General features: G+C 37.3%; 25 protein-coding genes, 2 tRNA genes, 1 other RNA gene and 1 other annotated feature. Of the genes, 11 read left to right on the top strand and 17 right to left on the bottom strand.

Translation table 11 applies throughout. The annotated features are described in order from the left end of the window. Positions 1-452: 452 nt before the first annotated feature. Both CIL05_RS22825 and CIL05_RS16490 read left to right on the top strand, forming a co-directional pair. Positions 453-581 carry a hypothetical protein gene (locus CIL05_RS22825; protein WP_276245350.1) on the top strand — a complete coding sequence of 43 codons (129 nt, stop codon included), beginning with the start codon at positions 453-455 and terminating at the stop codon, positions 579-581. Between the two features lie 65 nt (positions 582-646). Beyond that, positions 647-874, top strand: a complete 228-nt coding sequence (locus tag CIL05_RS16490; protein WP_095656639.1) for a hypothetical protein — start codon at positions 647-649, stop codon at positions 872-874. Positions 875-915: 41 nt separating this feature from the next. On the opposite strand, the gene CIL05_RS16485 is transcribed toward CIL05_RS16490, so the two are convergent. Continuing rightward, positions 916-1455: a hypothetical protein gene (locus tag CIL05_RS16485; RefSeq protein ID WP_095656638.1), complete on the bottom strand. Its 540-nt coding sequence runs from the start codon at positions 1453-1455 to the stop codon at positions 916-918. A gap of 876 nt (positions 1456-2331) precedes the next feature. On the opposite strand from CIL05_RS16485, the gene CIL05_RS16480 reads away from it, so the two are divergent. Both CIL05_RS16480 and CIL05_RS16475 read left to right on the top strand, forming a co-directional pair. Next, a complete protein-coding gene (locus CIL05_RS16480; protein WP_095656637.1) occupies positions 2332-2556 on the top strand; it encodes a helix-turn-helix transcriptional regulator in 225 nt (74 codons plus the stop codon). Further along, complete coding sequence (locus CIL05_RS16475; protein ID WP_095656636.1) at positions 2549-2776, top strand: hypothetical protein; 228 nt, start codon at positions 2549-2551, stop codon at positions 2774-2776. The genes CIL05_RS16480 and CIL05_RS16475 overlap by 8 nt, the downstream gene beginning before the upstream one ends. On the opposite strand, the gene istB is transcribed toward CIL05_RS16475, so the two are convergent. The 4 genes from istB to tadA all read right to left on the bottom strand — a co-directional run bounded on the left by istB (position 2777) and on the right by tadA (position 6537). Beyond that, positions 2777-3547 (bottom strand): IS21-like element helper ATPase IstB, encoded by a 771-nt coding sequence (gene istB / locus CIL05_RS16470; protein WP_095656635.1) that lies wholly within the window; start codon positions 3545-3547, stop codon positions 2777-2779. Next, positions 3544-5094 carry an IS21 family transposase gene (gene istA, locus CIL05_RS16465; protein ID WP_095656634.1) on the bottom strand — a complete coding sequence of 517 codons (1551 nt, stop codon included), beginning with the start codon at positions 5092-5094 and terminating at the stop codon, positions 3544-3546. The genes istB and istA overlap by 4 nt, the downstream gene beginning before the upstream one ends. Before the next feature lie 669 nt (positions 5095-5763). Then, positions 5764-6029: signal recognition particle sRNA large type (gene ffs / locus CIL05_RS16460), an RNA gene on the bottom strand. Between the two features lie 49 nt (positions 6030-6078). Further along, entirely contained in the window at positions 6079-6537 is a 459-nt protein-coding gene (gene tadA / locus CIL05_RS16455; RefSeq protein ID WP_095656633.1) for a tRNA adenosine(34) deaminase TadA, read from the bottom strand. Positions 6538-7082: 545 nt separating this feature from the next. On the opposite strand from tadA, the gene CIL05_RS16450 reads away from it, so the two are divergent. Beyond that, on the top strand, positions 7083-7616 hold the full coding sequence (locus CIL05_RS16450) for a cysteine hydrolase family protein (RefSeq protein WP_095656632.1): 534 nt from the start codon (positions 7083-7085) through the stop codon (positions 7614-7616). Between the two features lie 65 nt (positions 7617-7681). Continuing rightward, positions 7682-8971 carry a glycoside hydrolase family 18 protein gene (locus CIL05_RS16445; RefSeq protein WP_095656631.1) on the top strand — a complete coding sequence of 430 codons (1290 nt, stop codon included), beginning with the start codon at positions 7682-7684 and terminating at the stop codon, positions 8969-8971. A 59-nt stretch (positions 8972-9030) separates the two neighbouring features. On the opposite strand, the gene CIL05_RS16440 is transcribed toward CIL05_RS16445, so the two are convergent. Then, positions 9031-9546 carry a type 1 glutamine amidotransferase domain-containing protein gene (locus tag CIL05_RS16440; RefSeq protein WP_095656630.1) on the bottom strand — a complete coding sequence of 172 codons (516 nt, stop codon included), beginning with the start codon at positions 9544-9546 and terminating at the stop codon, positions 9031-9033. A gap of 226 nt (positions 9547-9772) precedes the next feature. Here CIL05_RS16440 and hmpA point away from each other — a divergent pair, with 226 nt between their 5' ends. After that, positions 9773-10999 (top strand): NO-inducible flavohemoprotein, encoded by a 1227-nt coding sequence (gene hmpA, locus CIL05_RS16435; protein WP_095656629.1) that lies wholly within the window; start codon positions 9773-9775, stop codon positions 10997-10999. A gap of 38 nt (positions 11000-11037) precedes the next feature. On the opposite strand, the gene CIL05_RS16430 is transcribed toward hmpA, so the two are convergent. The 4 genes from CIL05_RS16430 to CIL05_RS16415 all read right to left on the bottom strand — a co-directional run bounded on the left by CIL05_RS16430 (position 11038) and on the right by CIL05_RS16415 (position 14956). After that, on the bottom strand, positions 11038-11559 hold the full coding sequence (locus CIL05_RS16430; protein WP_095656628.1) for a hypothetical protein: 522 nt from the start codon (positions 11557-11559) through the stop codon (positions 11038-11040). Positions 11560-11643: 84 nt separating this feature from the next. Further along, positions 11644-13377, bottom strand: coding sequence for an acetate--CoA ligase (gene acsA / locus CIL05_RS16425; RefSeq protein WP_439144845.1), 1734 nt, complete (start codon positions 13375-13377; stop codon positions 11644-11646). A 182-nt stretch (positions 13378-13559) separates the two neighbouring features. Further along, positions 13560-14783 (bottom strand): dicarboxylate/amino acid:cation symporter, encoded by a 1224-nt coding sequence (locus CIL05_RS16420; RefSeq protein ID WP_095656626.1) that lies wholly within the window; start codon positions 14781-14783, stop codon positions 13560-13562. 100 nt (positions 14784-14883) lie between these two features. Next, positions 14884-14956 (bottom strand) — tRNA-Arg (locus tag CIL05_RS16415). Positions 14957-15131: 175 nt separating this feature from the next. Here CIL05_RS16415 and CIL05_RS16410 point away from each other — a divergent pair. Continuing rightward, complete coding sequence (locus CIL05_RS16410) at positions 15132-15776, top strand: deoxynucleoside kinase (RefSeq protein WP_095656625.1); 645 nt, start codon at positions 15132-15134, stop codon at positions 15774-15776. A gap of 29 nt (positions 15777-15805) precedes the next feature. Then, positions 15806-16489, top strand: coding sequence for a deoxynucleoside kinase (locus tag CIL05_RS16405; RefSeq protein ID WP_095656624.1), 684 nt, complete (start codon positions 15806-15808; stop codon positions 16487-16489). Positions 16490-16686: 197 nt separating this feature from the next. Here CIL05_RS16405 and CIL05_RS16400 read toward each other — a convergent pair whose 3' ends face one another. Beyond that, positions 16687-16983: a TIGR04104 family putative zinc finger protein gene (locus CIL05_RS16400; protein ID WP_095656623.1), complete on the bottom strand. Its 297-nt coding sequence runs from the start codon at positions 16981-16983 to the stop codon at positions 16687-16689. 14 nt (positions 16984-16997) lie between these two features. Next, positions 16998-17819 carry a pyrroline-5-carboxylate reductase gene (gene proC / locus CIL05_RS16395; protein WP_439144844.1) on the bottom strand — a complete coding sequence of 274 codons (822 nt, stop codon included), beginning with the start codon at positions 17817-17819 and terminating at the stop codon, positions 16998-17000. A gap of 447 nt (positions 17820-18266) precedes the next feature. Between proC and CIL05_RS16390 the strand changes: the two genes are divergently transcribed. Then, positions 18267-18587, top strand: a complete 321-nt coding sequence (locus CIL05_RS16390; protein WP_095656621.1) for a hypothetical protein — start codon at positions 18267-18269, stop codon at positions 18585-18587. 75 nt (positions 18588-18662) lie between these two features. On the opposite strand, the gene CIL05_RS16385 is transcribed toward CIL05_RS16390, so the two are convergent. The 4 genes from CIL05_RS16385 to guaB form a co-directional block, all read right to left on the bottom strand. Next, a tRNA-Ser gene (locus tag CIL05_RS16385) sits at positions 18663-18755 on the bottom strand. Positions 18756-19079: 324 nt separating this feature from the next. After that, positions 19080-20354 carry a serine--tRNA ligase gene (serS, locus tag CIL05_RS16380; RefSeq protein ID WP_095656620.1) on the bottom strand — a complete coding sequence of 425 codons (1275 nt, stop codon included), beginning with the start codon at positions 20352-20354 and terminating at the stop codon, positions 19080-19082. A gap of 53 nt (positions 20355-20407) precedes the next feature. Next, positions 20408-20645, bottom strand: a binding site (T-box leader). 205 nt (positions 20646-20850) lie between these two features. Further along, positions 20851-22188, bottom strand: a complete 1338-nt coding sequence (locus CIL05_RS16375) for a serine hydrolase (protein WP_095656619.1) — start codon at positions 22186-22188, stop codon at positions 20851-20853. Positions 22189-22464: 276 nt separating this feature from the next. Then, positions 22465-23937, bottom strand: a complete 1473-nt coding sequence (guaB, locus tag CIL05_RS16370) for an IMP dehydrogenase (RefSeq protein ID WP_095656618.1) — start codon at positions 23935-23937, stop codon at positions 22465-22467. Positions 23938-24233: 296 nt separating this feature from the next. Here guaB and CIL05_RS16365 point away from each other — a divergent pair, with 296 nt between their 5' ends. Beyond that, on the top strand, positions 24234-25190 hold the full coding sequence (locus CIL05_RS16365) for a YaaC family protein (RefSeq protein ID WP_095656617.1): 957 nt from the start codon (positions 24234-24236) through the stop codon (positions 25188-25190). A gap of 7 nt (positions 25191-25197) precedes the next feature. Here the strand turns inward: CIL05_RS16365 and CIL05_RS16360 are convergent, their stop codons facing one another. Beyond that, the gene (locus tag CIL05_RS16360; RefSeq protein WP_095656616.1) at positions 25198-26301 is read right to left on the bottom strand and encodes an HD-GYP domain-containing protein; all 1104 of its coding nucleotides are present in this window, start codon (positions 26299-26301) and stop codon (positions 25198-25200) included. Positions 26302-26324 lie beyond the last annotated feature (23 nt).

Raw genomic sequence — 26324 nt, 5'->3', positions numbered from 1 at the left:
TTGCCGTTATTTCAGCTGTCTTACCTGAGATTGTTAGATTTTTTATGGATTTTGGAAAAGGAAACTTTATTTTTACGACTGACTATTATATTCGATATATATTATTTTTAGTCAGTGCTCATTTAAGTTTACTATATTTATTCTTAGCTTCACTTATAATTTTTTTACAAAGTAAAAAAAAGTGAAAAGAATCTTTTCCTCTCCACTATTTAGTATTGGAGCAGATGCTAGAATAGGAGGTTTTACGTGGAGCGGCGGGCATGATAGCATTTCTATGCGTGAGCCAATATCCCTTTCATATTGGCGGCTTGGCTCGTAAATCATGCCCATGAGGCTCCATGTCAAACCGACTACGATTCTATCTTTTGGTTATGCTCCCAACATCAAATAGCGAGGAGCCGAATTAATATATATAGGATTTAAAATAATAAAATGAGAGAAGAGGTAAAAAGATGAAAAAATTGCTTTTTGGAGTGTTGTTATCTTTTAGTTTTCTATTTTTTATTTTATCCAACCCAATAGGGGCAGATGCTGCAAGTAAGTCAACTGTTCAGATTCATATGTCAGATGTCAGTCAGTAACTATTTTTAAGGGAGACAAATCGGCAAATACTAATGATATTTATGTACCAAAAGGTGGGAGAATTATGCTAGATGTATTAACTTGGGATGATAGCCTGTTCCAGGTTGGTGCATATTTATACGATGAAAATTTAAATCTTATAACCTCATTAGGCGCAGTAGGAAGTGGAGGTTCGAATTTCAAAAGTGTAAAAGCTCCCAGAAGTGGTTTCTATCATGTATTATTAAAAAGTGGTGATTCTTCTCAAGGAAGATCCCATGCTAAGGCTTCATTATCATATGCATTTCGATAGGAGAAAAGACATTACTAACATAATTGTTAGTAATGTCTTTTCTAATTTATTGACTCTGTTACATTGATTAAAGTTTCTTTATTATATTTTTCATTTATTTTCATACCCAAAATATATTCGAATTTTTCAATTTTAATATATAATTGCATTATTCCGGACATATTTGAAGGGTGTATCACTTCAAAATATACCTTTTTTCCATTATCTAAAGTATAGTTGGTTTCTTCTTCTAGAGGTTTGTTTGGATTAATTGTTATTTGAAAAAGGTCTTTTTGATCTTCCCCAATGAAATGTAACGATAATGTATCATCCTCAGCTATCCTTGCAAATTTTTTATTTACCTTAAATGGCATTTTTTCAGGAAGCTTAACAACTGCATCATATTTGTTTTCAAATTCTTTAACTTTTTTATCAATACCTTTTAGATACCCTTGTACTTCATATACCTCTTCAATGCTCATGGGAATCTTGGAATCAAAATCATGATCATCATCTGTTGCAAAGGTATATTGTTCTAAATTAAAGAATAAAATCAAATAAAATGTAGTAATTAAAATTATATTTTTCATTATTTTTATCATATGACACCTCCCTTTGTATAGTTTGCTTTTTAACTTTATTTTATACAGTATTTTAGTTAAAAAATGAATAGACGGTTACAGCAAAATAAAATTACATAACAAATTAGTCAAAATAAAATCAAAATTACAAAATAAAACATAAAGTTTATTTTATTTATTTTTCAATGCGAAAATAGAATATTTATTTGCCAGCATAAAATAAAATTAAAAAAAGTAATGACCATAGCAACATTACTCATTTCTGGGATAGCAATATGAATTTGTTGTCAGCAATTGCCTTATCTTTTATAAGAAGAGTCATATGGAATTATTAAAAGCCACCACATTTTTTTGGTGGCTTTTTTTATGCATGTAGAACTGTATCAGACCAAAAAAAATTTTAAAAATAAAGGATTGCTAATAAATAGCGATAAAACAACCGAATTCTACGAGAGTAGTTTTCTAAAAAATAAAATCATGTTGTGGACATTTGTTTCTGCAACATGAGTCCAGTTCTTGTTATTTTATTGTTCCACATAGTACGGGCGTTATTGACTTTCGATCTTAAGAATATTTAGTGTATAGCTATGGTATCTGCAATTTCTTTAAACAATCGTATCTGGCTTATAAAGTTTAAAGGTAATTCACAAATCCATGTTAGCACTGCCTTCCTATACATCGGGATAACGATAACCTTTCATTTTTTAATCCTTAAGAGAGGGGTTATACCCGATTTTGGGGGTGAATGTGAACCTTTTAGTGAAACTCCATACAGATATTCAAAAGTATATCTTGGTAATTATCTGAAAACACTTGCAATAAAGATTTAAATATTGTAATATATTTCATACATACTGTAAAAAATACATTACATTTTAACGAATAAGGTGAGCTGCAGTGAAAAAAGGTAATTTAGACAATAAAGTATATTTATTCAGAACCCAAGCAAGATTGTCACAGGAAAAATTGGCAAAGAAAGTGGGTGTTACCAGACAGACAATAAATGCACTTGAACATAATCGTTATAACCCATCATTGGTTCTTGCATTTGAAATTGCATATGTGTTTGATAAGTCCATTGAAGAAATATTTTCTTATTCAAAGGAGGTAAATCATGAATAGCCTTATTTTGATTGTTTTTCTTTTTGCATTTATTTATTGGGTCCATTTTTTATTTACACAAGGAAATGATGAACGTGGCCAAAAAATCAACTACTATACCAGTATCACCGCAGCTACGGGGTTGGTGCTTGGAATAATCATTCTCGACCTATATTCCGAAGTTAATGAAATGAGTTTGGAAAGCTGTGACCGTCAAGTAAAATTGAACACTTTTTGCTAATTAATTTTGGACACTTTTGTTCTCAAAAATGGAAGAACGATGTTTCATACGATAACTGTCATCGTTTCGAAAATGTATGACTTCAGCCCGATGTATTATCCGATCCAATATGGCTGTGGTTAAACCAGGATCTCCTAATAAATCACCCCATTCATTTGGTGCCTTATTTGATGTTAAAATGATGGAGGATTTGTCGTATAGGTCGTTTATCAAATGGAAGAATAAGTTCGCTTCACGGTTATCCATTGCCATAAACATAAGGTCATCAATAATCACTAAATTTGATTCCCTAATACGTTTCATTTTTGTCTGTGATTTCCTTATAATATCCTCCGTTTTTAATGTATGAATTAAATCTCCCATAGAGATAAAAGAAACTTTATACCCTTGATAAATGGCCTCTATCCCTAGCCCCGTTGCCAAGTGTGTTTTCCCCACACCTGGCGGTCCCAAAAGGATAAGACTGTATAATTGATCCAACCATGTAAACTCTTTTAGTTGGCTGATATGCTTCTTGCTTAATGATTGCTGTTCGTTAAGGTTAAACGCATCCAGTGTTTTATAAGAAGGGAATGCAGCCCATTTTAATCTTCTTTCAATCTGTTTTTCATCGCGACGTTTTTGTTCATATTCCGCCAAACGAGTTAGAAACATTTGATATGTCCATTCATCTGACTCAGCTTGTGTAATAAGCGTCGGCAGGTAATCGGCAGATTCCGATAACCTTAATGATCGCAATTGTTGTTGAATATGTTCCAGTGAATGATTCATACGGATGCTCCTTTCAATAATTCCAGATATTCACTTACCTCACGTGTTTGCGGTTTCACATTTATGATGGATTCATTTAAGCCATGCATTATAGGCTTCGGACTTTTTTTGAATTCATCCCGCTGCCCATTATTCAATGGGTGTTGTTGCTTGATGTATTGAACGACATCGCTAAATTCAGTTGCGCTGTATAAATTTCGGTGAATACATTCTTCTAAAGCTTTATTCACAATCGATTGATCAACGGATTTAAATGTGCCTGAAACAAGTTGAAGTTGGTCGCGAATATAACGAGGATACCTTTTACGGATTTCCTCCAGATAGGCGTAAGCCATCTCTACATTTTCAAACTGCTCTGAAACGCTTGTAATATATGCTGGTATTCCTTTGGAGCGATCACGCGTATGCTGGCTATGCTGAATCAATTTACCCTTTTCATGACTAATTTGATGATCCGCAATAATAGCTCCCTCTAAACTTTCCCGTATAATTAAATGGTTATCATCAGTAATTTCAATGTGTACCTCTTTACCCTTCTTATACGTCCCAAGAGGGACGGAATAGCGATTGGATTTGTAGATAATGGTGTTGTCCTTCCGAACCGTTCTTGATATACTTGAATCAATACTTGAAGTAGTAATTCTTGTAGTGACTGGTCTTAAGTGTTGTTTTTCAAGGGCAAACACTTCGACTGGTCTCTTTTTTGTTGTATTATGAACCTTGCCATTACCTGTTCTTTCAAGCCATGATTCACTTTGTTCATTCCATTTGTCTATCGTATGAAAGATACGGTTTTTTGCGAAGTTTTTCTTTACAAATCCAACCACATTTTCTATACGTCCTTTGCTTTCGGGATCTGCTCTTCGGCAAACCAAAAGGTTTAATTCCCTTTCGTCACGGTACGCTTGAAATTCACTCGTTAGAATCAAATCTCCTGCATTTTCACTGACTACAATTAATGAATCCTGATCATAAACAATTTCGTACGGAATTCCCCCAAAGAACTGAAACGCATCTTCATGTGATTGAATTACATCCTTTGTTAAGAACGGTCTATCCAACCACTTCATATATTTATATCTGGAATGCGAAAGCACAAAACAAATAAAGTTTAGTTTGACTTCTTTTCCTTCGATTGTTTTCTGTTTGGTGTGTCCAAAGTCAACCTGGATCTGCTGACCCATTGGTTGGTCTGGAATAGCTTGATAGACCCGTTTAGATGCTGTTTTAGGTATGGAATATTTTTCTCTTAACTCCATGACATACCCACGTACAGTGCTCTCACCAACTTTTATATCCTTATATCTTTCTTTCAACCAATCATAGATTTGTGCTCCCGATAGATCAGGATGTTCACTGAGCCATGTATGGATAAGCATTTCATACGGATCCAACTTTTTGGATCTTGTTTTAGTTGAGGCCATCCATTCACTCATTTCTTCCGGTGACTTATCAAGATATTTGTAAACCATTGTTCTCGATATCCCCAACTTTTTTGCTATTCTTCTTATCTTAAATCCACGCTGCTTTAATTGATAAATTTCCATGTACACTTGCCACTTTTCCACCTTTCAAGTTCCCTCCGTTGCTGATATGAATTCTAAAAATCTATCATAGTATACAACAAAGAGGGTCATTATTTAATGGGTATGGGAAAACAACCGCAAGACATTGAAATAGGTGCCGCCCCTCCGGGCCGACACCTATTTCAATGTCAAAACCCCATAGTATGCTGGTAAAAAAGTGTCCAATCTTATCTATCAAAAACTGTCTATTTTAGTTTAGCATTCACAAAAGCTTTAAGGTTGGACTAAATATGACCTACAGGGTTGTAATTATAGGCATTGCAGCACTTACGTTTATTTTGAATAAATACGTTAGACTATAATCTTCTACATTTTTCAGACATGAATTTAAATGAACCATTATCCTTAATTTGAATAGACAAAAAATAAATTATACCGGATTTGAGGGGTGAATGTGAACTAATTTAATGTTTTTTTGTCTGCGGGAGTAATAAGTTGAGAGACAGCCTTAGTAAGTTGAGAGAAAAGTGGTGGAAGTTGAAACACAACAGGTGAAAGTTGGGAGAAATCTGCTTTTTCCATTCGTATGTCTCAACTTTACCCGTGAGTCTCTCAACTTTATGCCTATATCTCTCAACTAACAGAAAAACCTTCTGCCAATACTGACAGAAGGTTTTTCTCATATGTACGCCGTGCACCCATCATCGATGTGACGTCCCTAAGCGTTACTTAAGTTCATGGCTCGGCCTAGGCTTCCCTGCGGCACACAGAAAACACCACTTACTGCTGCTTCCTTCCGGACCTGACAGAATTCATGGGTTTCTGTTGCGCAGGACCTGAGCGTCAACACCAATCCCTTAAGGCAGACCATAAAGTCGCCCCACCTAAGATGGGAATTCGACCTCGCTATAGCGGATTGCGAGTACAGGGCACCGCTACCTCCCCGCTTAGCACGACAATATCAATTATAACGATTCTGTTTGAATAATGCAATGGAAAATATCGTCATTTTTTTCTAAGTCTTAACGTTTTAAAAAAATCTGTTAACAACTGTGCGCATTCTTTTTCCAATATACCCTTTGTTAACTCTACTTGGTGATTAAATCTTTCATCGTTCAGCAAGTTCATTAATGTACCCCCACAGCCGGCTTTGGGATCAGCCGCACCATATACCACTCGTTTTATGCGTGATTGTACGATTGCACCTGCGCACATGGGACAAGGCTCAAGCGTTACATATAGCGTACAGTCTTCCAGACGCCAACTGCCAATTTTTCCATTGGCTTCCTGAATAGCAATAAGTTCCGCATGCGACAGGGTGGTCTGTGATGTTTCCCTGACATTATAGCCTGCTGCGATTATTTCATTCTCAAATATAATCACCGCACCAATAGGGACTTCATTAATATCACGGGCTTTTTCAGCTTCTCCTATTGCTGCCAGCATATATTTTTCATCGACCATTTATATCACAACATTTCTTTAAAGTTTGAAATTAATTAAACGGGAAATAAATAAAGATAAGCTTATAAATAGGTTATTTTCGACACAAAATCTATAAACTACGACGTAACTAAAGATGGTGGCAGGTGCGTTAATTACCGCTACGGAAACACACTACGCTTTCCGCAGGCGGCTGGTGAGTCTCCTCGTGCTACGCACTGCGGGGTCTCACCTATGCCTTTCCTCCTGCAGGAGTCTACGTGTGTTTCCTCCGCTGGGAGTATGCTTTCAACTTCGAAAATTGATCTGCCACTTAATTGAATCAAACAAGTGATATCCTCTTTTGTGGCGGTTGATTGGAGCGTAGGGCAGTCGACTCCTGCGGGAATAGCACGTGTCCGAAGACCCCGCAGAGTGGTTTTCTCGAGGAGGCTGAGGCCGTGCCCGCGGAAAGCGACTGTCCGAAGCGGAAATCAACATAGCAGTTACTTCGCATTTCACATCTACTGCGAACATTAAAAACAACAAAAATTTACGAGAAAAACCAAAAACAAAGGAGTTTCACAATGGAAAACGACTATAAAAAAACTGCCGTATTGTTTGTAGATATTATAAACCATTTTGACTTTGATGGAAGTCAAAAACTATTGAAACATACCAATGATATTTTACCCAACCTGAAAAAACTGAAAGCATTTGCGAAAGAAAATAAAATACCAACGATTTATATTAATGATCACTACGGTTTATGGCAAGCAGATTTTAATAAAATAATTGACCTTTGCCGAAATGAGAAAAGTGAGCATATCATTGATGCTATAAAGCCGGATGACAATGACTATTTCTTAATTAAACCACAGCACTCTGCCTTTTTTCAAACCCCGCTTCAATCCCTGTTGAATGAATTGGGAAAAACACATCTGATTATGGCTGGAGTTGCTGGAGACATCTGTATTTTATTTACAGCAAAAGATGCATATATGTACCAATTTGATATGTATATTCCAAAAAACTGTATGGCATCAGAGGAAAAAGAGACGAATGATTACGCCCTTTATTTGATGAATTCGGTAATGAAAGCAAAAATTGATGCCTTCTAAACTGGCATAACCTCTAGCCCTCCCTCATAAATTGTAGGAAGAGAATTATTTCGAGGAGGGATTTTTTGCAAATACATGTCGTTCAAAGTGGTGAGATTTTATCCGGAATTGCCAATACCTATAATACATCAGTCACTGCAATTATAAATGCAAATGAGCTGGATGCACCGAATAATCTTGTTATTGGGCAAGCACTTGTTATTCCGATTATAGGTCAATTTTATTTTGTTCAGTCTGGTGACAGTTTATATTCTATTGCTGAGGAATTCGGCATGTCCTATCAGCAGCTTGCACAGATTAATAATTTTCCAGTCCAGAATATGCTTACCATTGGATATCGCCTGTACATTCCACCCCAGGCTAAAAGACCAATCACAAGCAATGCATATATTGAACCATTAGGCGGATCCGTTTCAGAAACCCTGGAAAATGCTGCAGAAAAAACCACCCCAGTTCTAACTTATCTTGCACATTTCAGCTACAACGTTAATCGGGATGGCAGCCTTACAGAACCCCCAATGGGCAATCTACAGCAAATAGCTCAAAACAATAATACGGCATTAATGCTTGTTATAACAAATCTGGAGGAAGGTGCATTCAGTTCTGAACTAGCACATATCATATTAACCGTTCAAGCTGTACAAAACACATTACTTGATAACATCGTCAATATAGCTACAACAATAGGATATACAGATGTTCATTTTGATTTTGAATTTGTACCGCCTGCAGACAGGGAAGCGTATAATAATTTCCTTAGAACAGCCAAGGAACGTTTCTCTCAGGCCGGACTGCTAATGTCCACAGCACTTGCACCAAAAACGAGTGCGACACAAACAGGAACTTTATATGAAGCACATGATTATGCAGCACATGGGGAAATTGCTGACATGGTTGTATTAATGACATATGAATGGGGATATAGCGGGGGGCCCGCAATGGCAGTTTCACCGATTGATCAGGTAAGAAGGGTAGTGGAATACGCGCTGACGGAAATGCCTGCAGATAAAATTCTATTAGGGCAAAACCTGTATGGCTATGACTGGACACTACCTTTCGTTCCGGGAGGAGAACCAGCCCGTGCACTTAGTCCCCAGCAGGCAATAACGCTTGCAAGAGAAAATAATGCCGTTATCCAATACGATACGGTCGCACAAGCACCATTTTTTATGTATACAGATGCAGAAGGTAATCAGCATGAAGTCTGGTTTGAGGATGCACGATCCATTCAGGCAAAATTTGATTTGATAAAAGAATTAAATTTACTTGGTATTGCTTATTGGAAGCTTGGCCTGGCCTTTCCGCAAAACTGGCTGTTACTGGATGACAATTTTACGATTACTAAACTGGAATAGAAAAAGATTAGAGCCGCAAATCCAGTAAGGACTGGATTTGCGGCTCACTTTATTTTACCTTATTTCAAAAGATTCAATGCTTCCCGGTTAAATGCGGGAATATCATCAGGTGTGCGACTTGTTACAAGCTGATTTTGACAAACAACGACTTCCTCGTCTTTCACTTTTGCTCCTGCATATTCCATATCCACCTGGATCGATTTATACCCTGTGGCATCCCTGCCCTCGAGTGATTTTGCTGTGATTAATAGTTGTGGTCCGTGACAGATGGCAAATACAGGCTTATTATCATCCATGAATTTCTTTGCAAATTTTACATAGCGGTCATCTGCACGAAGCTGATCCGGTGAAAAACCACCTGGAATAAACAATGCATCAAAATCATTAGGGTTTGCATCATCAATCCCCTGATCAATTGTTAGGCTTGTTTCTTTATTTTTCCCTTGAACCTGATTGCCTTTTTCATTTTCAATCGTAATAACTTCATGTCCTGCATCTGTGAATGCCTTCAGTGGCTCTGTATATTCTACATCTTCAAACATATTTGTAATTACAGTTGCTATTTTCTTACCCATAAATTATCCGCTCCTTTTACTTTAGGTTACATAGAATGTTCTTCCCATTTGGGTGAAAATAAAACATACCTTCTAATATCAAATCCTGGTTTCGTGATATTGCTCACACTTTCACATAATTGTAAGATAAACCTGCTTTAACCCCATTGTCATAGTGTTAATAGTGGTTATACAATAAAGATACAAGCAACATACTTACTTATATTTCAAAAGGGAGTGCTTTATTATGACAACCACTGCAATGGGGTTAGACAAAGAAACTAGAGATATTATAAAGGCTACCGTACCAGTGTTACAAGAACATGGTGAGAAAATTACAGCACGTTTCTATCAATTAATGTTTGAAAATCATCCTGAATTAAAAAACATCTTTAACCAAACAAATCAGCGCAAAGGGAATCAATCAAAGGCTCTAGCAGGGGCTGTATATGCAGCGGCTGCTAATATTGACAACCTGGAAGCTATTTTACCAAATGTAAAATTAATCTCACATAAACATAAAAGTTTAAATATTAAACCGGAGCATTATCCAATTGTTGGAAAGTATTTATTACTGGCAATTAAGGATATTTTAGGTGAGGCAGCTACTGATGACATTGTGGTTGCATGGGAAAAAGCATATGGTGTCATTGCTGATGTTTTTATCTCTATTGAAAAAGAAATGTATGAGGAAACAAAAAATACAGTCGGCGGATGGGTTGATTTCCGTAACTTTAAAGTAACGAAAAAGGTTGTGGAAAGTGATGTTATTACATCATTTTATCTGGAGCCTGCTGATGGAAATCCATTTCCTGTATACCAGGCTGGGCAATACGTCACAGTAAAGGCTGAGATTGAGGGGGAAACCCATAATCACCTGCGTCAATACAGCTTATCCTGTGCCCCGGGTGAAGGTGTCTATCGTATTAGTGTAAAACGTGAGGATGCACTAGGTGATAATCCTGCTGGTGTTGTATCAAGCTTTTTACATGAAAATCTTGAGGAAGGCAGTATTTTACCAATCAGTGCACCATCTGGAGAATTTGTACTGGATCTGGAAGATTCTCGGGCCTTAATTTTAATGAGTGGTGGCGTTGGACTAACACCAATGATGAGTATGCTTGAAACAGTTATTAAAGAACAACCGGAACGTGAAGTGATTTTTATACATGCAGCTAGATCCGGCAGATTCCATGCCATGAAGACCAGAGTGCAGGAAATTGCTGAAACTAAAGAAAACGTAACAAGCTATACCGTATATGATAGTCCTGAAGCTGATGAACAATGTGATAAAGAAGGTTATATTGATTCTGAATGGCTTGAAAAGATTCTTCCAACAAATGATGCAGCATTTTATTTCTGTGGACCAAAAGGATTTATGCGTGCAGCTTATCAAAACTTGAAAAAAAGTCATGTAGCAGATGCAGATATCCATTTTGAAATCTTCGGGCCAGCTGAAGATATTACTGCATAAGTTAACAGGAGCTTCCGCATTGCCTGGGGGAGCTCCTATTATTTATTTACAAAGCTTCCTATTTTATCAAAGTTATTGTAAATCTGTGTAGGCGTCACGTATTTCTTTGATGTGGGATCAAACCCCCGCTCTGTAAGATCAACTTTACCTTCACTTCCAAAATAATAGGCCTGCCAAATATACTTGGAGCAATAATTTAATTCAAAATCAGCCAAATCTCTTGTGAAAGTGTATTTTTTAACTTTTTCTATATTCTGCTTCGCCCATTTTGCAGCTTCTTCTGCTATCTCTTCATAGTCATTTCTGAGTATTGTAAGCTTTTCACCCTTTTTATGTCTGCTCAGATATATTGGCATGCTGTCCGCATGTCCCTTACTGCCCCATCGATTTACATGATAGATTCGGTAATTTACTCCAACAATCCCTGCATGTCCAACCATAAATGATGATAAGGCTGTCTTATGTGAATAGATAACATCACCTGGCTTCATAAGGATTGCTGTATAAGGATAAATATGAACCGGATCATCCATCATGTCAGCCACATCACATTTTTTCATGTATATTTTCTCCTTTAAGAAAGAAAAACTTTAACCACCGCCAAAAAATGACGGGAAGTCAAAGTTTTCCCTACCCTTTATACCTTATTCCTCCAACGTGGATGTATCACCAGTTGGTAATCCCAGCTCCCAGGACTTCAACAGACGACGCATGATTTTACCACTGCGTGTTTTCGGAATGGAGTCACGGATTTCCATTTCGCGTGGTGCTGCATGACCTGCTAAGCCTGTTTTTACAAACTGACGAATATCTTCAAGCAGTTCATCAGATTTTTCATAACCGTCATTCAATGTAATAAATGCTTTAATAATTTCACCGCGCTCTGGATCTGGCTTACCGATAACACCAGCCTCAGCAACTGCTTCATGCTCAATTAATTTACTTTCTACTTCGAATGGCCCGACGCGTTCACCAGATGTATTGATAACATCATCCAGACGTCCCTGGAACCAGAAGTAGCCATCTTCATCTTTATAGGCACTGTCTCCGGAAACATACCAGCCATTAATAAAATAGCTTTCGAATTTTTCCGGTCTGTTCCAGATTGTACGCATCATTGCAGGCCAGCCTTCTTTAATGGCCAGATTTCCCATTTGATTTGGAGGAAGCTCATTTCCTTCATTATCGACAATGGATGCTTCAATACCCGGAATTGGTTTCCCCATCGACCCTGGGCGAATTTCCAGACTAGGTACGTTAACAATGAGCTGTGCACCCGTCTCCGTCATCCACCATGTATCATGGATCCGTAAATCAAATGCCTTTAATCCCCATGTAATAACCTCGGGATTTAGCGGTTCACCAACACTCATGAAATGTCTTAAAGCTGACAGATCATATTTTTTTACAGTTTCTTCACCGGCACTTAATAATTTTCGCAAAGCTGTAGGTGCAGTATACCAGACGGTTACTTTATATTTCTCCAATGTGCTATACCAGTCATCTGGTGTGAAACGTCCACCCCTAATCACATTGGTAACACCAAGCAGCCATGGGGCAAATATACCATAGCTTGTTCCCGTAACCCAGCCCGGGTCAGCCGTACACCAATACACATCATCCTCTTTTAAATCAAGCACCCATTCAGCTGTTGCATACTGCTGAATCATTGCATTATGAACATGATAGACTCCTTTTGGCTTCCCGGTGGAACCAGAAGTATAATGAATTACCATTCCATCTTCAAGGTCTACCCATTCAATTTCCAAATCAGCCGAGGCCTCAGCCATTGCCTTTTTATAATCAATATATTTATCTGAGTCTTCCTTATGATCGCCAACAAGGATAATTTTTTTCAAATCAGGCAGTTCTTCCTGTGGGACCCTATACAGGAGATCTGGAGTCGTAATTAGCACACTTGCTTCACTATCTTGTAGACGGTCACGCACTGCCTGCTCCATAAATGCTTCAAACAACGGGCCAGCAATCGCACCTAGCTTTAATATACCAAAGAAAGCATTGTAAAATTCTGGGCTTCTTTGCATGAATAAGAATACCCTGTCGCCTTTTTTAACATTATATTTTTTTAATACATTAGCGAATTTATTACTTCGTTCACTAAGCTGTTCAAAGGTTACCTCTTCTTCTCTGTCAGGAGAAGAGTAATATAATGCAACCTTATCCTTTTTATTCGGATCAGCGGCATGACGATCTACTGCTTCATGCGCCATGTTCACCTTTCCAGTTTCATTCCATGAAAAGTTCTTTTTCACATCATCCCATGAAAAATCCTGGTATGTTTTTTCATAGTCTTTCAGATTATGATTTCCCTCTCTTGCAGCTATGTGTTGCACTTTCACCTGAATCACCTCATTCATAAAATTGGAAAACGCTTGCAATAATTGTAACAAAAAATTAATTAGAAATTGTATAAACATTTTGGTAACTAATTTCTATTTTAGAACATTTTGTGACAATTTTAAAGTAAAATACTCAAAGCGACCATAAAAAGACACGCCAATCCATATTTAGAAGGCGTGTCAAATGAATATATAATACGTCAAGCTTCAGCATTTTCCTTGCGCTTTTCATTCTCCGAAATGATGTAGGCACATGCTGCATCCCCCGTAATATTTAATGATGTACGCAGCATATCCAATAATCGGTCAACACCGATAATAAGAGCAATTCCTTCAACAGGCAAATTAACCTGTTCCAGCACCATTGCCAGCATAATTAAACCTACACCTGGCACTCCTGCTGTTCCGACGCTTGCAAGTGTAGCGGTTAGGATAATCATGATAATAGCCGTAAACGTAAGTGGGACATCATAAACCTGGGCAATAAACACAGTAGCTACAGCCTGCATAATGCCTGTCCCATCCATGTTTATCGTTGCACCCAGCGGCTGGACAAAGCTGCTGATAGATTTTTTGACACCCAGATTTTCCTGAGCGGTTTTCATAGAAATAGGTAATGTTGCACTGGAACTGGATGTACTGAATGCTACTGACATGGCAGGGAAAAATTCTTTATAAAATTTTATTGGACTTCCCTTGCCAAGTCCCCGGATTGCCAGGCTATAAGTAACTGCACCATGGAGGATTAAAGCCAGGGTTACCGCAACCATATACATTGCCATTGAACCGACAGCATCAAGACCGGCATCCCCAATAGCCGATGCAATTAAAGCAAAAGCACCATATGGGGCTGTTTTCATAATTGCGTTAACCAGCCAGATTAAAATCTCATTTGCCTGCTCAAATAAACGTTGAATTCCTTTTGTTTTCTCCCCAAGTACGGCAAGTGCAATTCCTATAAATATAGCAAATGCAATGATTTGAAGCATATTCCCTGTAGACATTGCCTCTATTGGATTTTCCGGAATGATATTAATAATTGTTTCCATAATTGGCGGAGCAGATTCTGATTCATAATCAGCCATACTGACGTCAAAGACTCCTGCTTTACCAGGTTGCAGCACAAAAGCTACTGCCAAACCAATTGCCAGAGCAACTGCTGTTGTTACAAGATAAAAGGTAATTGTTTGTACACCAATTTTACCAAGCTTGGCAGGATCGCCCAAGCCTGAAGTACCGAGAACAATGGAAACAAACACAATTGGTACAACCATCATCATAATTAAATTTAAAAATATTTGACCAATTGGATTTAATATATATTTATCAGTTATTGAAAATACATCTCCCGGAGCAAAGGTAAAGCCAATACCGACAATAACCCCAAGGATGAGGGCAATAATAATCTTTTTTGTCAGACTCATATAGTTAATTCCTCTCTAGCTGTAAAATTCGATTGGTTAGTGAAGAGTTGCTTTTGGAAATGAAGGTAGGACGGCGAAAGTGAAAAAGGATATAAAAAAGCGACCCCGGCAGGATTCGAACCTGCGACACTAAGTTTAGGAAACTTATGCTCTATCCCCTGAGCTACGGAGCCATGAATTTTAGAGTAACATGTTTTATTATACAAAAATTATCCATGAATGAAAAGTATCAGTTTTTTCTAAATACCTTAATTAGGGGTGATGTCTAATTTTTTCGTATAGAACATCCATCTATTCTGTGATAAAATAAGCTACATATGTTTTGAATGATTGATTGGAGGAATAACTATGGCAGAAGTTCCTTTTATTGCAATAGAAGGGCCGATTGGGATTGGGAAAACATCCCTTGCAAAAAAACTATCTGTCCATTTTGATATTCATTTATTAAAAGAAATTGTCGAGGAAAATCCATTTCTCGGCAAATTTTATGATGATATTGAAGAGTGGAGTTTTCAAACGGAAATGTTCTTTTTATGTAATCGTTTCAAGCAATTGGAAGATATTGAAACGAAGTATTTAAACAATAATAAAGCAGTCATCGCTGATTATCATATATCAAAAAACATGATTTTTTCAAAGCGCACATTAAAGGCAGATAAATTTGTAAAGTATGAGAAAATTTATCAGATTTTAACAAGTGATATGCCAGTTCCTAATATGATGATCTATTTGCATGCAAGCCTTGATACGGTTTTAGAGCGTATTCAGAAGCGTGGCAGGGATATTGAACAAAATATCAAGCCTTCGTATCTAGCACAGCTCATGCAGGATTATGAGGATTATATGAATGAATTTGAAATACTTCATCCGGAAATTCCGGTAATTCGGATTAATGGAGATGAAACTGACTTTGTACGCCACCAGGATGATCTGGAGCGGATTATTGATCAGGTAGACAGAAAATTAAATGACGTTGTCGCAACAAAACAATAAAAAGGTCAATAGTAAAAGGGGAACAAAGAATGAATCTAAGAGAAAAATACCTTATCCCAAATGATAGTATTATTACGATTGCCGGTACGGTTGGGGTAGGTAAGTCAACAATGACAAATGCATTAGCAGATGCACTACAATTTAAAACATCCTTTGAAAAGGTGGACACCAATCCATATTTGGAAAATTTCTATGCTGACTTTGAACGCTGGAGCTTCCATTTACAGATTTATTTTTTGGCAGAACGTTTTAAAGAACAGAAGAAAATTTTTGAATATGGTGGCGGATTTATCCAGGATCGCTCCATTTATGAAGATACAGGTATTTTTGCAAAAATGCATTTTGAAAATGGAACCATGTCCAATACAGACTATGAAACATATACAAATTTATTCGAGGCAATGGTCATGACACCATACTTTCCACACCCGGATCTGCTCATTTATTTGGAAGGCAGCTTTGATGATGTATTGGAGCGTATTCAAGAACGCGGTCGGGAAATGGAAAAAAGCACCCCAATAGCATATTGGGAGGAAATGTATAACCGCTATGAAAACTGGATTAACAATTTCAATGCATGTCCAATTTTAAGAATTAATATTACTGATTATGATTTGATGAGGCAAGAAGATTCGGTCGAGCCCATTTTGGAGAAAATAGGACATTTCATTCAGCAATCAAGACGCTGGAAGTCAAGAGAGCTTATAAAATAATATTTGAGGGTGTTCCACTGAGTGTGGGGCACTTTTTTATTCGCTCACTGACTGGTGAAGCAGATTTTATCTGCGAAATTGTAAACTTCGGCATTTATTTTGTGAACTTCAGCATATTGACTGTGAATTTCAGCATTTCAACAATTTCTCCACAAAAGAGGAAATTCACAGCACAATCTGTACTGAAAAGTCCCCTTCTACCATAGCGATTCTTCTTCCACACTTAATTCAGTCAAAAATGGAGTTACAGCAAGAACCATCAGTCCTAATGCAAGCGCCACAGGAATAACTGCAAGCAATGAGAGATCCGTAAATGTTCCAAACAATATGATTGCAGGTGCCAATACAACACTAGTCATCATACTTTTTTTGCGGCTTTTTGCAGAATGATAATTTTCTCCCTTGCAGTACGGACAAACCATTTTCATTCGAAAAGATCTTTTTAATGTATCGCCATACGTCCATTTCCTCTCGCAATGTGAACAACTAGGCATTCCACAGCACCTCCTTATTCGCTTTTTCCAAGTTCCTCAGAGCGATTACTCGCACTTTTTACACATTTCATTACAATTTTTTCAAAATCATACTTATTTAGTGTTTCGATTCCCGCTTCTGTTGTTCCTTGTGGGCTGGTAATTTTTTTTCGTAAAACTGCTGCGGATTCTCCTGTTTCTTTTAGCATTTGTCCTGCTCCACGCACTGTCTGGGTTATTAATTCCATCGCTATCTCTTTATCAAATCCAGCTTCTGTTGCAGCTTTTTCCATCGCTTCAACTAAATAATAAATATATGCAGGCCCACTACCAGAAATACCTGTAACTGTATGCATATCATCTTCATTGACAATTACCGTTGTACCAATTGTCTCAAACAATTCCTCTGCCTGATTCAGGTGTACTTCATGTGCATATTTCCCTGCAGAAATGGCGGTTGCTGAGTATCCAATAGTTGCAGATGTGTTAGGCATTGCACGGACAACTGGATTATTTCCTCCAAATAAAGTGGTGATATAATCTGTTGAAATACCTGCAATAACGGAAAATATCAGCTGACCCGGTTGAATGAATTCTTTAATGGATTCAACAGATTCCTTGAGATCATATGGTTTTGTTGCAAGAATAACGATATCCGCTTCTGTGATAACTGTTTCCTTATCCAGAATGCACTGGACATCATATTTATTTTTAATATTCTCCAGTCTCTCACGATTGCTTTTATTTGTTACAAGTATTTGTTCCTTTTTCAAAATCCCTGATTTCACTATCCCTGAAATAATAGCTTCAGCCATGGATCCTGCTCCGACAAATGCAATTTTCTTATTCATTTTCATGCCTCCTATGATATATAAAAAACTCATTCCATCCTTATAATAAGGACGAAATGAGTTTCCGCGGTACCACCTAAATTGACATAGTTATATGCCCAACTTGAATTGATAACACAGTTCACTGTGGTTAGCTTTTATCTAACGGCTCCTAGATAGGTTCATACACGTCTCTTTCGATGGAATCTTTCAGCCGGTGAATTCCACTCTCTTTCGAAGGAACATTGTATTACTGGTCTGCTCTATGCCTTTGTTATTTTTAAGTATTGTTTAGTAATATATGCTGATTTATTGTAATTGTCAAGGGATATAATATTTCCCTTCTACCAGCCTAAAGGGAAAAAACTAGCGTGGGTTATTTGAAATTCTTCTTCATTTTGTGATACGAATCACCGAAATCATAAGAGAATTCCCATATAGTTAAGAGGGACGACAAATGAGAGGATGATTCAATTGGCAAATATTCGCATGGAAAATAAAGATTTGATTCTTGAAGTAGATTTATCAGACCTTCAGATATTCGTGGATGAGGCAACAGGGAATTTCGACAAATACAAAGATGAGATTGCAGTTATTTATGAAAAGATGCCAAAATTCGACTATATATATTTTTGTTTTTATGCTTATTCAACCTATCGTTTATTAGAAGCGACAATGGATTTTGATACAGCGGAAGTAGGACATTTCCGCCTGGAGGCACCAGAGGAATTCTATTACGCATTTTACGGTATGATCCAAACATTGCATACACAGGGAATAGCTCAGGCAAGTTAATTTAACTATAGAAAAAAACCGCTGCAAAGCAGGCGGTTTTTTTTATCTCCAATATTTATACGCTAGTTTTAAAAATGGAGGAGGTAGAGGGATTCGAACCCCCGCGCGGTTTGACCCGCCTGTTGGTTTTCAAGACCAATCCCTTCAGCCGGACTTGGGTATACCTCCATGATGACGACAAGATATAATATATCATGCGTGATTTTTGTTGTCAATAATTTTTGCTGAAAAAAATCAACATCCTCGATATGTTTAGGCAACCCGAAATAAACTGCTATTCATTAATAGTAAAGTTGAGAGAGAATACGGCAAGGTTGAGAGACAATGGCGCAAAGTTGAGAGACCATTGTAAAAGTTGAGAGAAAACAGAGAGATTTACAATTGTCTCTCAACTTTTATTAGTTTTCTCTCAACTTCAGGCAGGTTTCTCTCAACTAACTGCAACTTCCTCTCAACTTTACCTACTTTCGACAGCTTTTGCCGCCTCTACACTTACTTAATTACTTCCTTCCCACCCATATAAGAACGCAACACCTCAGGAACAACAACAGATCCATCTTCCTGCTGATAGTTTTCTAATATTGCTGCAACTGTTCGACCAATTGCCAGTCCTGATCCATTTAATGTATGAACGAATTCCGGTTTACTCTGTGCATCTCTTCTGAAACGAATTCCTGCACGTCTTGCCTGGAAATCTTCAAAATTAGAGCAGGAAGATATTTCCCGGTAAGTATCCTGACTTGGAATCCACACTTCAATATCATATTTTTTGGCAGCAGTAAAACCTAAGTCGGCCGTACACATGCTCATGACACGATAAGGCAACTCTAATAATTGCAATACCTTTTCCGCATGACCAGTGAGTGTCTCAAGTGTCTCATAAGAATCCTCTGGTTTTGTGAAATGAACTAGCTCCACTTTATTAAACTGATGCTGACGGATTAATCCACGGGTATCGCGTCCTGCAGATCCTGCTTCAGAGCGAAAATTAGCACTATATGCCGCATATTTCTTAGGCAAATCCTCAGCTGAGAGAATTTCATCACGGTGATAGTTTGTCACCGGTACCTCTGCTGTTGGAATTAAGAAGTAATCCGAGTCCTCAAGCTTAAATACATCTTCAGCAAATTTTGGCAGCTGGCCAGTTCCAGTTAAGCTTGCACGATTAACAATTTGTGGTGGCATCATTTCTGTATAACCATGTTTATCTGCATGTAGATCCATCATAAAGCTGATTAATGCACGTTCAAGCCTTGTACCAAGTCCCTTATAAAAAACAAAACGACTGCCAGTAACCTTTGCTGCACGCTCAAAGTCGATAATATCAACACTAGTGGCAATATCCCAATGTGGCTGCGCTTCATAGCTAAATTCAGGAATAGTACCCCAAGACCGGGCTACCACATTATCATCTTCATCCCCACCAATTGGTACACTTTCATGTGGAATATTCGGGATGGAAAGCATCATATGCTGCAGTTCTTCTTCGATTTCCTTTAATTCTTTATCAAGGACAGCTATTTCGTCACCAACCTGACGCATTTCTTTAATTGCAGGTTCTGCATCCTTCTTTTCCCTTTTTAAAGCGGAAATTTGTTTAGTTGCTTCATTACGTTTTGCTTTTAATTCCTCTGATTGGGTAATTAGCTTTCTGCGTTTCTCATCAATCTCACCAAACTTTTCCAAATCAGATAAGTCTTCTCCACGATGAGCGAGCTTTGCTTTAACTTCTTCAAAATTATTGCGTAAAAATTTCATATCCAACATAATTATTTTCCTCCTTTTTTAATGAAAACGCAAAAAAACCCTCGTCCCAATAAAATAGGGACGAGAGTATTATTCCCGCGTTGCCACCCTGATTGAAGAGAATAGTCTCTTCCGGCTCACAGTGATTAACGGTACTTAGCCGGGTTTACTTATGATCAGAATAAATAATATCTCCTGAGCTTTCGTAAACCAGTTCAAGGATGGATTCACAGCATTCCAACATCGATTCACACCAATCATCGACTCTCTAAAGAAAGATGTACTGTTACTGGTTCCTGTCTATACTTTTAAAAGGGTGTTCAATTAATAATATCATAGCCAATTTACTTTTAAGATGCAAGTATTTATAAAGATTCTTCCACTATTGCAGCAAAGTATACAATAACATTCCAAAAAAAGTCATATTACAGCATAAAATTACAGCGAAGGTTCAGTCATGTATCAGCTCAAATGCTGATTTAATCAGCGCTAAGCTGCATTCTATCAGCCCAGCAGACTAACTAAATAAACCTTTAATCCAATCGACTGAAGTAGTAAATAAGTTGGCAAAAAAGTCACCGATAGCTCCTAATGTAAGCATAAACCAGTTCGATTTTTCTACTACATCATTAGTAACCAAATCTACTGTTTGATTTTTATCAGAGAAAATATAACCATAATTATTTTCACCTTCGAAAATAAGTTCAGCGGTACCAATCTTTTCTCCTTTTTCAATCGGGGCTGTTAACTTTCCATCAGCATTTAGTTTTTCTTCATCAATTGAATATTTAATGCGATAAGCTTCAGCATCTTCCGGTTTAATCGGAATCGAAATTGCTTCTTTTAGTGATACATCGACGGTATCCTCTTTTCCTTTCGCAACATCAATGACAGATTCATCCTCTACTTGATGACCAGCAGGAAATAGCTCTTGTTTTTCAAAATTATTAAAACCATAATCCATTAATTTTTTGGTTTCCTGAAAACGTTCCTCTTTGCTTGCCGTTTTCATTACGACTGATATCAGTCGTTTTCCATCACGTTCTGCTGTCCCTGTAAACGTATAACCTGCAAGCTCGGTATTACCGGTCTTTAATCCATCCATACCTTCATAATGGAATTGTTGCAGGAATGTAGCTTCATGTGGAAGCATCCAGTTTAGATTTTCTATCGTATATCCTTCAAATTCCACTTCCGTTTGGCTAGAGATTTCCAATGCCTCAGGAAAATCATTTACTAAATGGTAGGCAAGTAAAGCAGCTGATTTTGCAGATAACAGGTTACTGCCAGTAGGATCTGTCCCTTCTGGGCGATTGTCACCTAGTGACTCGTTATCCAAACCAGTAGTATTCACAAATTTATATTCAGGGAGATTCATTTCCTCCGCTTTTTGATTCATTAATTTTACAAATTCACCTTCAGAACCTGCAATTAGTTCAGCTAATGCAATGGTTGTCGCATTATCTGAGAAAATTGCCATTGCTTCATATAACTCCCGAACAGTATATTCCTTATTTTGTGTTAATCCTACTCCTGAAAATGAAGGGTTTGCAGAAATACTAAAAGGATAATCACTGATTTGGGTTGTTGTATCCCAACTGATCTCCCCTGTATTAATTGCTTCCAGGACAAGATATTCAGTCATCATTTTAGTCATACTGGCTGGGGGCAAAGCAACATCCGGGTTTTTTGCATATAAAACCTTACCTGTTCCTCCATCAACTAAAATAGCTGATTCAGCATTTAAATCGAGTGACTCTGCAGCCTGTATGGAAAATGGCTGTGCAATTATCGACATCATTATTATTATACTTACCAGTAAAAGCGCAAAACTTTTCTTTATATAATGTTTCAACTTCCCGTACCTCCATTTTGTATTTTGACCCCTGTATGTTCTGCATTTTATTTGTTATTGTAATGCATCTTTATTATTTTACCATAGAAAAAAACAAAAAAATAGATGGAGAATAGACCCCCATCTATTTTTTCACTGATAGTATAAGTGTAACTAAGGCTTTCGCCACCTAAGGCTTGCACTCCAGAGTATAAGGGTTTCTAAAAAAGCAAAATACGCTTTTAAGAATCCCTTTAACGAACGCCAAGTTTTCTAAAAAAGATTAGTAAATAGGAACTATTGTACGGAATAATTTGGTGCTTCTTTTGTTATTTGCACATCATGTGGATGACTTTCGCGTAAACCGGCGTTCGTAATTCGAATAAAACGAGCATCATTTCGTAAGGCTTCTATTGTGCCGGTTCCGCAATAACCCATACCTGCACGCAACCCACCAGTTAACTGATGAACTGTATCAGCAAGCGGCCCTTTATAGGCAACCCTGCCTTCAATTCCCTCAGGAACTAGTTTTTTTGCATCTGCGGAATCCTGGAAGTAACGATCCTTTGAGCCAGCTTTCATAGCACCAACCGATCCCATTCCTCGATATACTTTATATTGTCTGCCTTGAAAAATCTCTGTTTCCCCAGGACTTTCTTTTACTCCTGCAAACATACTCCCTAACATAACTGCATGAGCACCTGCAGCAATTGCTTTCACAATATCACCAGAGTATTTTATTCCACCATCTGCAATAACCGGAACATCATATTCACTTGCAGCAACTGCACAATCATGGACTGCTGTTATTTGTGGAACACCAATGCCTGCAACTACCCTGGTTGTACAAATCGATCCAGGACCAATTCCAACCTTAACGATAGTGGCACCTGCTTCAATTAAAGCCTTGGTTGCTTCAGCTGTAGCAACATTCCCTGCAATAATATCCAGATCCGGATATGTTTTTCTAACTACTTTTATTTGTTCCAGCACACCTTTAGAATGGCCATGTGCTGTGTCAATAACAATTGTATCAACCCCGGCATCTACTAATTTTTCAATCCGATTCATTGCATCACCAGTTACCCCTACAGCTGCACCTACAAGTAATCTCCCTTGAGAATCTTTTGCTGCATTTGGAAATTCGATTACTTTTTCAATATCTTTTATTGTAATTAAACCTTTTAAAATATTGTTGTCATCGACAAGTGGTAATTTTTCAATTTTATATTTTTGCAGAAGTTGTTCAGCCTCTTCCAATGTTGTTCCTACCGAAGCTGTTACAAGATTTTCACTTGTCATCACTTCTGAAATCATAATGGAATAATCCTGAATAAAACGTAAATCACGATTTGTCAGAATACCTACCAGTTTCTGTTCTTCAATTGTATTAACGATAGGAACACCTGAAATGCGGAATTTCCCCATTAAATGTTCTGCATCATATACCTGATGCTCCGGTGTGAGGAAGAATGGATTTGTAATAACACCACTTTCCGAACGTTTTACGCGATCCACCAGTTCTGCCTGTTCCTGGATGGACATATTTTTATGAATAATCCCAATTCCACCCTGGCGAGCCATTGCAATCGCCATTTCTGCTTCTGTTACAGTATCCATACCAGCACTTATAAAAGGTGATTTCAATTTTAGCTTAGCTGATAGATCTGTACTAAGTTGAACATCGTTTGGCAATACCTCTGATTCAGCCGGCATTAACAATACATCATCAAACGTTAAACCTTCTTTAGTAAACTTATCTTCTCTCATCAATATTCCTCCTCCTATTTTATTACTGGTTCTGATTTGACATTACCTTAGTCTTTCTGAGCCGGGTGAGCCTACTAAACTTTCCCTCGTTCTCTTGCTAATGCGTTCGCCCCCGAACAGTCTGCCTCCACTTTTCTTACTTCCATGTATGCTAATTGTATTATTCGTTTAAACTATATAAGTAATTCTATTTTTATATACAATACGCCAACAATCGTGCTTTTTCAACCAGAGATTATTGTAAGCTTAAAAATAAATAGATTCAAAATATTTTAACAGTTATGAGGTGAATTTATATGAAAAAAATAGAAACATTTTATACGTACTTAAACTCCCAGCAAACTGCACAACAATACTTACTGCATTGTTATAAAAATATGGAAAATATTGATGCAGAAGCTAAAAGCTATGAAAACTGCAATGCTTTTATGTATTATCTTGACCATGGAAATAAATTTTATGAGGATGGAAAAAAACTTGATATGGCAGTACAGCCTGTTTTATTTTTCTATGGCATGGTGCATTTACTAAAAGCATGTTTATTAACAAAACGTCCCAACTATCCGGAATCGACCACTTTACTGGCACATGGAGCCACGTCACGCAAAAAGAAAAAGAAACAGTACTCCTTTTTAGATGATGAGGTAAAGGTACAGCATAATGGATTATTTCCTTACTCCATGGAATATCTGTTTTCTACAAAAAAATCCCCCTTTGAAAAGATAAAAATGGCAGATCTATTTGCATTAATACCTGAAATGGATGACTTATTTAAATTACATAATCAGGAAATGATGCTTAATGTTGGTCGAGTTGGTTCACCTCTTTTAGAATTTCCAGCCCTGCTTTTAGACAGCTATCATTTAACAGCTACGGCATTTATCCAACGAATGAAGGTACATCTTCCAACAATTAAATATACCGATAGTGACGAGGAAATGATACGAATGGAATTAAGTCATCCGCTTAACTATACAAACGGCCCATTTTTCATTCATCAATCCAGTCAAAAAATATATTTTCCCAAAAAAAGAAATCACTTTATACCAATTTCTGAAGTGATGGTACACTATTTGCTTTTATATAATTTAAGTATGCTATGTCGCTATGAAACAGAGTGGTGGGGAGACTTATTAGTTACGAAATCTGATCTGGATTATCCATTTATCCGATATTTTTTGCAGCTGACATCTGAAAAAATACCAATATTGCTTGGGAACAAATTGTATCATCAATATAGTGAGAGGAACTAGCTATAAGCTAGCCCCCTATTACTTCATCAATATGTAATGCAGAATTATTTTGCAGGGCAATAATCTCTCCACTATCTGCTATTCTAATCATTGGTTTTGTTGGTTTATTAGCATCGATAAATACAATTTCTCCAAATTGATTATTAGATAACCTTACTTTTGTACCAATAGAGAAATGAACCAAAGAATTAATAAATACATTCACAACCTTAGGGTCAAGCTTGGTAAATTGTTCTTTATTCAGTTCTTCTATGACCTTGAAAGGTGATTGCCTTTCACTATAAAAACGTTCACTTGTCATTGCATGATACATATCACATACAGCTACAATACGTGCATACATATGAATTTTGTTCTCTGAAAGCCCAAGTGGATAGCCGCTGCCATCTATTCGCTCATGGTGCTGGAGAACAGCTAGTTTAACTGCTTGTGTTACGGTTGAAATGTTTTCCACGAGACGATAGGTATAGGTTGGATGCTTCTTTATCTCGTCTTTTTCTTCTAAAGTTAAAGGGCTGCTTTTCCTAAAGATATTTGGGGCGATTTTTGCCATCCCACTATCACTTAAAAACCCAGCCAATCCAATCTGAAGCCATTCTCCTTTTGAATAACCCATTTGCTTTCCTATGTATGCACTAAGAAGGGCAACAGAAACACTATGATGGATAAAATACGCTTCTTTTGTTGTATTATAGTTCAATGAAAAAATCGCAGCACCTATCTCATTTATGCGCTCCAAAAGCGGAATTAGCACCTTGCGTACTTTTGGCATATCTATCGCCATACCATTTTGCCATTTTTCGAAGAATTCACCATAAGCCGTAACAACACTTTGATAATGATCTATAAATAATTCATTTGTGCTTTTCTCTTTTTTTTGTTTAACCCATTCCTGATTTTCCTTTGTTTTCTGAACGGATTTGGGTTTGAAAGGTTCACCTTCAGCCAGCTTTGATGATACATCTACTGACTCGATTAGAAACTTTTGCAAAATCGTAATATGTTCTTCTGTTAAAACAGTATTTTTAGGTATGATTGACCTGTTGCTTTTCCCTTTTACGTCATTTAATAATACACACCCTGGAATGACCTGTGATGGAGCTACCCGCATATGACTCCCCCCTTAGGCGAGTA

This window comes from Virgibacillus profundi (assembly GCF_002287375.1).
Classification (GTDB): domain Bacteria; phylum Bacillota; class Bacilli; order Bacillales; family Amphibacillaceae; genus Virgibacillus_K; species Virgibacillus_K profundi.
Note: the sequence above shows the minus strand (reverse complement) of the source record. Positions and strands in the feature narration are given on the sequence as shown.